Consider the following 10,295-nt stretch of genomic DNA (forward strand, 5'->3'; position numbering starts at 1 on the left):
CATGTCGTGCGCGAACATGGCCGCGCGCATGCCCGAGCCGCACATCTTGTTGACGGTCGTACTTCCGGTCGATAACGGCAAACCCGCACCGAGCGCAGCTTGGCGCGCGGGCGCTTGTCCAAGACCCGCGGGCAGCACGCAACCCATCACGGCTTCCTCGATCTGCTCGGGTTTCAGCCCTGCACGTTCAACGGCTGCGCGGATCGCGACCGAGCCCAGTTGCGGCGCTGTTACGCTTGCGAAGTCGCCCTGGAAGGCGGCCATCGGCGTGCGCGCAGCCGAGACGATTACTACAGGATCAGCGACGAAATCATTCATGCTTCAGCTCCTTGATCACACCTTCCACAATGGCGGGGACATCGCCGAGACGGGCGGCATCCGAGGCAAGTACATCGTTTTCCGCTGAATGCGCACCGCCGCGAGCCAGCGCCGCGATGCAATGCTGATAGGTCGGCTCGACCTCGTCCGGCCCGCTGATCATCATGCCCATGTTGCGCACGCGGCCGTCGTGAACGCCGTAGGTCCAGCCGTGCACGGTGATTTCCTGACCACGCGCCCATGCATCGCGCAGGATGGTCGTGTGGCACACGTTGACCGTTTGTTCGATCGTGTTCAGCTCCACAAGCCGGCGATTCCTGGCGATGCCCATTGGCCATTCTTCGAGCAGCGAGGCGTGTTTGTCGCGTACGTCCTGTACGTGACGCAGCCAGTTGTCCGCAAGACCGACACGCGTTCCAACGAGCGCCGCACCCACGCCGGAACAACCGTAGTGGCCGACGACCATGATGTGCTTCACCTTCAGCAGATCAACGGCAAACTGGATCACCGACAAACAATTGAGGTCCGAGTGCACCACCACGTTCGCGATGTTCCTGTGCACGAACACTTCACCCGGCGGCAAGCCGATGATCTGGTTCGCCGGTACGCGCGAATCGGAGCAGCCGATCCACAAGTATTCGGGCGCTTGCTGATGCGCGAGGCGAGAGAAATACTCGGCATCTTCGGAGAGTTTGCGCTCGACCCATTGCAGGTTGTTGTTGAACAAATGCGAGAGCGGGTTGCTGTCTGGATTTTCAGTGTTGTCGATGTTTGACATGGCATTCAGTGCTGGTAGGTCACGCGGGTTTCATGCGGCGGCGCATGCGGCAGGTGCGCCGTTCAGAAAACGCTCGGGATAGCGAACGCTGAAACGGTTGCTGCGTTCGTAGGGGAAGAACTCGGCGAGTTCGCCGTTGAGGATCTGTTCCTTATGCTTTTGCCAGAGAGCCGGATCGAAGAAATCGGCATGGTGTTTCATGAAGACGTCGCGCACTCGCGGATCGCCGAGCAGGAACGTTCCATACGTTTCCGGAAAAATATCGTGCGGCCCGACGGTGTACCACGGCTCGCCCGACATTTCCTCTTCTTCGGTGCGCGCTTGCGGCACATGGCGCACGTTGCAATCGGTCAGGTATTCGATTTCATCGTAATCGTAGAACACCACGCGGCCGTGCCGCGTGACGCCAAAGTTCTTGTACAGCATGTCGCCGGGAAAGATGTTCGCCTGCATCAGTTGCTTGATGGCGTCGCCGTACTCCCTGATGCCATGCTCGATCTCGTGTGGCGTGCCGTTCTGCAAATACAGGTTCAGCGGCGTCATGCGGCGTTCAATATACAAATGCCGGATCACGAGCTTGTCGCCTTCGTATTCGATCATCGACGGGATTTCTTTCCTGAGTTCCTTGAGCAATGCATCGTCCAGACGGGCTAACGGCAACGCGACGCTCGAATATTCGAGCGTGTCGGCCATGCGCCCCAGCCGGTCATGGCGCTTCACCAGCCGGTACTTGTCCTCGACTTTCTCGCGCGTGGTCTCCTTCGGCGGCGGGAAGTTGTCCTTGATCAGCTTGAACACATAGGGGAACGATGGCAACGTGAACACCAGCATGACCATGCCCTTGATGCCCGGCGCAAGGGTGAATTTATCGCTGGAATGCGAGAGGTGATGCAGCAAGTCACGATAGAACAGATTCTTGCCCTGCTTCTGCAGTCCCACGGATGTATAGATCTCCGCCTTTGCTTTGCCCGGCATGATGGTGCGCAGGAACTGCACATACGCCGACGGCACTTCCATATCCACGAGAAAGTACGAATGCGAAAAGCTGAAGATGATCAGCACTTGTTCGCGTTGCAACAGGACCGTATCGAGCGCGAGCAGACCTGGTTGCGCGTGACGCACGGGCAAGACGAACGGCAGGATCAGGTCGTCGTTGATGATCCGCCCGATCATGTACGCCGCCTTGTTGCGGAAGAACAGGGACGACAACATGTGGATCTGGAAATTCGGTGCCGCCTCGAACTCGCCTAATGCCTCGGTGATGGCTCGCATGACGCATTGAACATCGCGTTCGAGGTCTTCAAATGCAGGCTCGAGCTGGAAGTTCGTGACAATGCGCGCGAGCGTTGCAGCGAGCCCGTCCTTCTTTGGGTAATACGCGCGATACGTCGGCTTGGCGGCGGGTTCATCGTTCTCGATATACTCCGTCGATATGGCCGGCCGCACAAAGATAAAGTCGTTATTGAAATACGACCTGTGCAGGATCTTGCAGCACACGGAGTTGAAAAACGTCTCGGCGCATTCGGGTTGCCGGTGCGTCGTCAACAAGCCGATGTAATGCAGCTTGATCTGCTGCCAGACTTCATCGTCTATGTTCTCTGCGTCGTATTGGTCCTGCAGACGCGTCACACATTCTTCCACGCGATCGTCGTAGGACGTGATGCGCTCGCGCGCCAGGCGTTGCAGCGCATGCCAGTCGCTTTCTTCGAATAAATGCTTCGCCGCGATCGCAGCATCGCTGAAAACGCGATAGTGACGATCGAACCCTTCGAGCAGCGTTTGCGCGACATCGAAGCCAATCTGCGACGACAGCAATCTGGGAAAGTGATTCATATCGACCCTGCACTTCGTGTGGTGTCGCGTGAGGTGCGTTACTTCCTGTGCATTCAAACCGGGCGATATTGTATCGCCACGGCCGTTCATACCGCCTTCGCGCGTTTCTCCGTGGCCGGAGAAGCCGCAGCCATCTTGCGTGCGCGCTTTTCAGCACTCGCCGAAAGCAGCGCACGGCCTTGCGTTTCGTACGCGGCAAGCTCGGCCAGCGTCGCGTTCAGGTCTTCCAGTTGCCGCTCCAGCACCGCGCGATGTTCCGCGATCGTGTCCAGGAACGCGTGCAACTGCGCGACGGTGCCCGTGGGTGAATCGTAGAGATCCAGCAGCCGGCTGATTTCGGACAGCGTAAACCCGAGCCGCTTGCCGCGCAGCGTCAGCCTCAGGCGCGTGCGGTCGCGCGCCGAATAAACGCGCCGCACACCGTTCGTGCCTTCGCGCGCCGGCGTGAGCAAACCCTGATTCTCATAGAAACGGATCGCGCGGGGCGTGATGTCGAATTCACGAGCCAGTTCGGTGATGGTGTAACGCGTGTCGGTCATTTGAAAGTAGTGAAGCGCTGAACGGCTTTTGACAACCACTGTAAAATACAAGTTAACGTTAGCGTCAACTTGGCGGCATTGCAAGAATCGACAACCCGGAGACCGACCCGCATGAATCCGCTCGAACAACAACTGGATTACGTTTTCGCCGACCGGCTTCCCGAACCCGGCCGGGCGATGGAAGTCGCGCCCGGCGTCTTTTGGGTACGCATGCCGCTGCCGTTCGCGCTCGATCACGTCAACGTCTGGGTCATGCGCGATGAAATCGATGGCGTGAAGGGCTGGACCGTCATCGATTGCGGTATTTCAGACGAAACCATCCGCGCCAGTTGGGAAAGCGTCTTCGGTACGTTGCTCGACGGCTTGCCGGTTTTGCGTGTGATCGTCACGCATTGCCATCCGGATCATCTGGGCCTCGCCGACTGGATCTGCAATGGGGGCGAGCAAAAGCGCTGGGGTCCGGTAAGACTCTGGATGTCGCACGGCGAATACGCGATGGGCCGCGTCATGTCCAGCGGCGACGGATCGGATGCAGGCGGCGAGCGCGCCGCACAGCACTTCGCGCGACATGGCATGAGGGACCCGGCATCGCTCGAAGCGTTACGCAAACGCGATACGTATTACCCGAAGCTCGTTCCATCCATACCGCAGCATTTCCGCCGACTGCGCAACGGCGATATGGTCAGGATTGGCGGGCGCGACTGGGAAGTAATAACGGGTTTCGGTCATTCGCCCGAACATTGCGCGTTCTATTGCGCGGAGACCAACGTGCTGATTTCCGGGGACATGGTCTTGCCGCGCATTTCGACGAATGTGTCCGTGTTTGCTATCGAACCGGAGAGCAATCCGGTGGCGCTGTTCCTGAAATCCCTCGGCCGATACGAAGCGTTACCCGCCGATGCGCTTGTCCTGCCTTCCCACGGCAAGCCGTTTCGCGGCATGCATACGCGTATCAGGCAGCTTCGCGATCATCACGCGGCGCGCCTCGCAGAAGTGCACGAGGCGTGCGCGGCGAAGCCGCAAAGCGCGGCGGACATTGTGCCGATCATGTTCAAGCGTCCGCTCGATGTACATCAGATGACCTTTGCGCTCGGCGAAGCGCTGGCGCATTTGCACTTGCTCTGGCTGAAAGGTGAACTGGTGCGTCGTACGAATGAAGACGATGGCGTAATCCGTTTCGCGCCGGCATGAAAAAACCGGGCGCTTTTTATAAGGCGCCCGGTTTTTCAAAGAGCAACAACGCTTACTGCACGGATACGGTCGAAAAGTTCTGCCGTCCAAACGGACTGACCCGATACCCGCTCACGTTGGCTTGCGTCAGCGCGGACGCGGTCGGATAGCCGAGCGGGATCCACAGCGCCTGGTCGTGGATGATCTGCTGCGCTTCGGTATAAGCCTTGGTCCGCTTGCCGATATCCGCCGATGCCTTGCCTTCATCGATCAAACGATCCAGCGTCGGGTCGCAAAAACGCGCGAAGTTGATGCCCGAACGCACGGCGGCGCAACTGAACAGCGGCGAGAGATAGTTGTCCGGATCGCCATTGTCGCCGGCCCACCCCATGAACAACATGTCGTGCTGGCCTTGCTTCGCTTCCTTGATCAGCTCACCCCATTCGATCACCTTGACCTGCGCCTTCACGCCGATCTTCGCCAAGTCCGCCTGCAGCAATTCTGCGCCGGCCTTCGGGTTCGGATTCAGCACGCTGCCGTTCGGACGCACCCAGATGGTTGTATCGAAGCCATTGGGATAGCCTGCATCGGCGAGGAGTTTTTTCGCGCGATCGACCGAATACGCGTACGGCGTCACCTGCTTGTCATAGCTCCACGTGTTCGGCGGGAACGGATTCACGGCGGCCGTCGCCGTGTTCTCGAAGACCGTTTTCAGGTACGTCGTGCGATCGAATGCCTCGTTCAGCGCCTGGCGGACCTTGGGGTTGTCGAGCGGCTTTTTCTGCGTATTCAGCGCCACGAACGCCGTCATGAACGCCGGCGTTTCGACGACCTTGATCGAGCCGCCTTTCTTCGCATCGATCACATCCTGCGGCTTCGGCGACAACGCGATCTGGCATTCACCCGCCTTGATTTTCTGCGCGCGCACGGAGGCGTCGGGCGTGATTGCATAGATCAACCGGTCGACCTTCGGCTTCGCGCCCCAGTAGGTCGGGTTCACGTCGTAGCGGATCACGGCGTCCTTGGTATAACTCTTCAACACGAACGGACCCGTGCCGATGGGTTTCGCGTTCAGATCGGTTTCCTTGCCGGCCTTGAGCAATTGATCGGCGTATTCGGCCGAATAGATCGATGCAAAACCCATCGTCAGAATGGGCACGAAGGTCGCGTTCGGCGTGTTCAGCACGAACTTCACGGTATTGTCATCGACCTTGGATACCGACTTGATCAGCTTCACCAGACCCATCGATTGCGCGTGCGGGAAGCCGCTCGCGCCCGCCACCTTGTGCCACGGGTTGCTGTCCGAAAGCATGCGATCAAACGAGAACACGACGTCATCGGCCGTCAGTTTCCTCGATGGCTTGAAGTAATCCGTGCTCTGGAATGCCACGTTCGGGCGCAGGTGAAACGTGTAGGTCAGGCCGTCGGCGCTCACATCCCACTTCTCGGCGAGCGCGGGCGTGACCTTCTTCGCGACTTCATCGTAGGAGACGAGTGTGTTGAAGATCACATCCGCCGATGCATTGGTCGTCACGAGTGAGTTGAACTGCACGACATCGAAGCCGTCGGGACTCGACTCCGTGCACACGGTAAGCGGTTTTGCTATCGCGAGCATCGGTATTACGGCCAGGACTGCGGCTGCGAGCATTCTGAAGCGCATGGAATCTCCCGTTTTTGATGCTGTTGTCGGTTAGTCGGTTAATTTTCGTCATTTTTCGATGCAGGCAGCGTTGCGACTCGTTGCGACTTATTGTACGGCGCGCTTCGGCGCACGGTCCTGCGCAACAAACCCGCGTCGGCGTAGCTTACTGAAACGTTATTTCCGCTACAACGACCGATTGGGGATATCGATATGGGACCGATCCCGCCCGGCTGCGTCGCCTTGCCTAATCCGTAGCCCCACGCTAAACTCATGCCCGTCTTTGGGGAGTAGCCTTCCTCCCGCAATGGGAGGAGGACGCGTCAACATACTCGGCTGATGCCGTGGCGCGTTCGACCGGTCAGGTTTGGCGAGACCATGGGTGCATCTTGTCGTTCACGGTCGGACGGCGCGGGATAGCACCCTGGTTCGCTGACGTCCGACCGTGAAATCATCGTGTCTCCAAAACAAAAATACCCCACTCCGGTCACAAGCCTCTCCTTGCGCAGCGGTCGCCAGTACCCCTCATTGCGAGGTGCGGCATGACCATGCTCTTCCTGCAACTCGCACTCATGCTCGTGGTGATTCTGGCGGCATCGGAATTGTTCACCAATGCACTCGAGCATCTCGGCGAAAAACTCGGTATCTCCGAAGGCGTCACAGGTTCGCTCTTTGCGGCCATTGGCACGGCATTGCCTGAAACCACCGTGCCGATCATCGCGTTGCTGGGCGCCTCGGCAAATCGTTCGGTCAACGAGGAAATCGGCGTCGGCGCCATTCTTGGCGCGCCGCTGATGCTCGCGACGCTTTCCACCTGCCTGATGGCCATTGCCGTGATCAAGACGCGCGGCCTGAAGGGTCTGGTCACGCCTGAACACACGGGTTTTACCCGCGATCTCAACTTCTTCCTCTGCGCGTTCATGATTGCAGCCGGCGCGATGTTCGTCCCGCATCACGCGTGGCCCGTGCGCGCGTTGTTCGCCGTCGGCCTGGTCGGCGTGTATGTGGTGTATGTGATTACGACGTTTCGCGCATCGGCCAGTCTGGTCGAGAAAGGGCACGGCACCGAGGCGCCCGAGCGCCTGCTGATCGCGCATGTGGGCTTGCCGACGACGCTTGCGACCATTGCGCTACAGATGCTGATCGGCGTTGCACTGCTGGTTGGCGGGGCGAAGGGGTTTATCGCGGGCGTTGAAGGTGTGTCGCATGTGCTGGGCATTTCGGCGTTGCTGCTCTCGCTGATCATCATCCCGATCGCGACCGAACTGCCGGAAAAGGTGAACAGCATCATCTGGGCGCGGCGCGGGAAGGACACGCTCGCGTTCGGGAACATCACCGGCGCAATGGTGTTTCAAGGCACGTTGCTGCCGGGTATCGGCATCATGCTGACGCCCTGGGAACCGCGCGTTGAAGTGCTGACCGGCGTTTTCATCACGCTTGCCGCCGCCGCATGGCTGCGGTTCAACGCGAGAAAAGGCGGGATCGTGCTTTGGGCGCTGCTCGTGAACGGCGGCCTGTACGCGCTTTATCTCGGGTTGACGCTGGGACGGTAAGTCATCGCAGGTAGCGGCGTGCGCCTCGGCATGCCGCCAGTTCGCGCGCAAAAAAAAGCCCGCCGAAGCGGGCATCAATCACATTGCGCGTCGCACTTACCGCGCATCTCTTGTTGTCCTGCGTTGTCTCTTCACTGCCGCTTCAGAGTCGTGCTGCCTGCTGATACCGGCTGGCGGCGCTCGCCTGGTTCATCGCTTGCCGGTGATTCCTCATCAACGCCGTTTCCGCCGATGTCGCCACGTTCATGATCGTCGCAATGCTCGCCTGGATCCGGCGGATGATGACCATGGCATCGGCGGGCTGGTCGGCTTGCAAGCCCATCAGGAGCGGCGAACGCGTTTGCGTGAGTTCGGCGGCGCGGGGCCAGTCGTTATCGGCGGCTGCATTTTCGATGGCTTCCGTCAGCGCCCACGCCTGCGCGATCAGTTCTTGCTGGTTCATCGCTTTGCTCCCTTACTTGTTGGTCGCGAGTGCGCCCGCGCTGTCCGTGCCGCCGAATAACTGCGTGAGGTAGCTGGCGTTGCTTGTCGATTGCGACATCAGCGTGTTCAGCGCCGTGAATTGCGCGTTGTACGAAGTCGTCAACTGCGCGGCGTATGCCGTGAGTGCCGTTTGCTGGTCGCTCAGGCTTTTCAGGTCGGCGGTCAGCGCGGTCGAGCGCGTATCCATGATGCCGCCGGTCGCAAGGAACGACGTCAGGTCGTTGTTCATGTTCGCGGCAACGCCGTTAGTCGAATTGAACAACTTCGCGACGGTTTGCGGATCGCTGCTGAGCGCGGCGGTGAGCGCATCGGAATCGGTCTTGAGCGTGCCGTCCGGCTGCAGCGTGATGCCGATAGACGCGAGATTGACCGCGGACGAGCCCGCGCCGACCGCGCCGCTGATGGCGCTCGAGAGCGTGTTGCGGATCGTGTTCATCATGGAGTCGCCGAGCAGCGCGCCCCCTTGCGAACCGACTGCCTGGGTCGAGTCGAACGATGTCAGCGACTGGACCGTGCTCATGTAGTTGTTGTACGCGGTGACGAAGGCGTTGATGGCCGTTGCCTGTCCGGTCGTATCGGGCGCGACGGTCAGCGTCTGCGTGGTGCCGACCGATGTGGAATCGAGCGTCATCGAAACGCCGCTGAGCGCCGTGGTGATCGTGTTGCTGGCGCTGGTTCCGGGCGTGCCCGCGATCGAGAAGTTGGCGTCTTCTCCGGCTACGCTCTGCGTCCAGTTTCCCGATGCAACCGTGGTCACCGAGCCCGTGTAATTGCCGGCCGTTTCCGAGCTGCTTGCGGGCGCGGACGCTGTGCCCGAGGTCACGGCGAGGTTGTTCAGCGCGTCGCCCGATGCCGTCCCCGAGATCGAGACATTGATCCCGTTCGAAACACCCGTGGACGACGAACGCAGCACCAGATGCGCGCCGTCCGTGCCGTTCACGATGGCCGCCGTCACGCCCGGATTGCCGGACGCCGAATTGATGGCCGATGCAATGCCCGACAGCGTGTTGTTGTCCGACGTGACCGGGATCGACATGTTCTTGCCGCCGACCGAGATGGTCATGGTCCCGGTGCCGAGCGTATCGGTCGACTTGAATGCGCCCGAGGTAATCGACTGCGATGTCGCGATATTCGAGACCTGCACGGAATAGGAGCCCGCCACCGCGCCGGAGGTGCCCTTCGCAGTGATGCCCTTGCCGTCGCCGGTCGCCGTGAAGGCAGAGAGCGTCGTGCCGTCCGAGAGTGCCGAAAGAGACGTCTGCAGCAGGGACATCACCGATTTCAGCGTGCCGAGCGCCGTGACCTGCGTGTTGTCCGTGGTGGTCTTGCTATTGAGAGTGTCCGTCTGGCCCGCGATTTTCGAATTGACGAGCGCGGTGACCAGGGAGTTCACGTCCATGGTCGAGCCGGTCGAGCCGCTGATGATCGACTGTGCGGCCTGCTGGACCGCGCTGTTCGGGTCAACGGTTGAACCGGTTGACGATGTAGATATCGTGCTCATGCATTGCTCCGTTCGTGCGTGGGCCGGAAAACGCTCGATAAATTCCGGAAACGCGAACTGGGAGGCAAGCCTCCCAGCGGTTTTTTTGCTTCTTTTTGCTGCCACTACCGCTGTGATGCGGGTGTTTCACCCGGCGCGCATTGTAAGCGGTGCGCGCCGGTTACTGCGTCGGCCAAAATGCTTAGCCGAGGAGCTTCAGTACTTGTTGCGGCAGCGAGTTGGCCTGTGCCAGCACCGAGATACCTGCTTGCTGCAGCACTTGCGCCTTGCTCAGGTTCGCGGTTTCCTGCGCGAAGTCCGCGTCGGTGATTTGCGATTGAGCCGACGACAAGTCCGTCGATTGTGCTTGCTGCGTCGTGGCTACCGAGCTGAAACGGTTCTGGACAGCGCCCAGTTGCGATTGCAGTGCGTTGACGGTGTTCAGCGCATTGTCGATCGATTCAATAGCGCTCGATGCGCCGTTCGTCGTGCTGATGTCGAT

General features: G+C 60.0%; 9 protein-coding genes, 1 pseudogene and 1 riboswitch. Of the genes and pseudogenes, 2 read left to right on the forward strand and 8 right to left on the reverse strand.

Annotation, left to right across the window (positions count from 1 at the left end; translation table 11 throughout):
* The 4 genes and pseudogenes from ACFFAR_RS12235 to ACFFAR_RS12250 all read right to left on the reverse strand — a co-directional run.
* Positions 1-318, reverse strand: a pseudogene (locus tag ACFFAR_RS12235) (acetyl-CoA C-acetyltransferase); the annotation flags it as partial.
* Entirely contained in the window at positions 311-1,096 is a 786-nt protein-coding gene (gene can / locus ACFFAR_RS12240) for a carbonate dehydratase (protein ID WP_062168736.1), read from the reverse strand. The gene can and the pseudogene ACFFAR_RS12235, both read right to left, overlap by 8 nt.
* 30 nt (positions 1,097-1,126) lie before the next feature.
* On the reverse strand, positions 1,127-2,929 hold the full coding sequence (gene aceK / locus ACFFAR_RS12245) for a bifunctional isocitrate dehydrogenase kinase/phosphatase (protein WP_174362820.1): 1,803 nt from the start codon (positions 2,927-2,929) through the stop codon (positions 1,127-1,129).
* An 86-nt stretch (positions 2,930-3,015) separates the two neighbouring features.
* A complete protein-coding gene (locus ACFFAR_RS12250; protein WP_174362819.1) occupies positions 3,016-3,468 on the reverse strand; it encodes a MerR family transcriptional regulator in 453 nt (150 codons plus the stop codon).
* A 111-nt stretch (positions 3,469-3,579) separates the two neighbouring features.
* On the opposite strand from ACFFAR_RS12250, the gene ACFFAR_RS12255 reads away from it, so the two are divergent.
* Complete coding sequence (locus tag ACFFAR_RS12255) at positions 3,580-4,659, forward strand: MBL fold metallo-hydrolase (protein ID WP_174362818.1); 1,080 nt, start codon at positions 3,580-3,582, stop codon at positions 4,657-4,659.
* Between the two features lie 52 nt (positions 4,660-4,711).
* Here the strand turns inward: ACFFAR_RS12255 and ACFFAR_RS12260 are convergent, their stop codons facing one another.
* On the reverse strand, positions 4,712-6,298 hold the full coding sequence (locus ACFFAR_RS12260; protein ID WP_062168745.1) for an ABC transporter substrate-binding protein: 1,587 nt from the start codon (positions 6,296-6,298) through the stop codon (positions 4,712-4,714).
* Positions 6,299-6,550: 252 nt separating this feature from the next.
* Positions 6,551-6,719, forward strand: a riboswitch (yybP-ykoY riboswitch).
* A 100-nt stretch (positions 6,720-6,819) separates the two neighbouring features.
* On the opposite strand from ACFFAR_RS12260, the gene ACFFAR_RS12265 reads away from it, so the two are divergent.
* Positions 6,820-7,830, forward strand: coding sequence for a sodium:calcium antiporter (locus ACFFAR_RS12265; protein WP_375507938.1), 1,011 nt, complete (start codon positions 6,820-6,822; stop codon positions 7,828-7,830).
* Positions 7,831-7,972: 142 nt separating this feature from the next.
* On the opposite strand, the gene ACFFAR_RS12270 is transcribed toward ACFFAR_RS12265, so the two are convergent.
* From ACFFAR_RS12270 to ACFFAR_RS12280, 3 genes are all read right to left on the reverse strand, one after another.
* On the reverse strand, positions 7,973-8,272 hold the full coding sequence (locus ACFFAR_RS12270; protein ID WP_061998260.1) for a flagellar protein FliT: 300 nt from the start codon (positions 8,270-8,272) through the stop codon (positions 7,973-7,975).
* Between the two features lie 12 nt (positions 8,273-8,284).
* The gene (fliD, locus tag ACFFAR_RS12275; RefSeq protein ID WP_062168749.1) at positions 8,285-9,814 is read right to left on the reverse strand and encodes a flagellar filament capping protein FliD; all 1,530 of its coding nucleotides are present in this window, start codon (positions 9,812-9,814) and stop codon (positions 8,285-8,287) included.
* A gap of 181 nt (positions 9,815-9,995) precedes the next feature.
* A partial coding sequence (locus ACFFAR_RS12280; protein WP_375507939.1) for a flagellin occupies positions 9,996-10,295 on the reverse strand: 300 nt, incomplete at its 5' end.

It is taken from the genome of uncultured Caballeronia sp. (genome assembly GCF_964243625.1).
Taxonomy (GTDB): Bacteria; Pseudomonadota; Gammaproteobacteria; order Burkholderiales; family Burkholderiaceae; genus Caballeronia.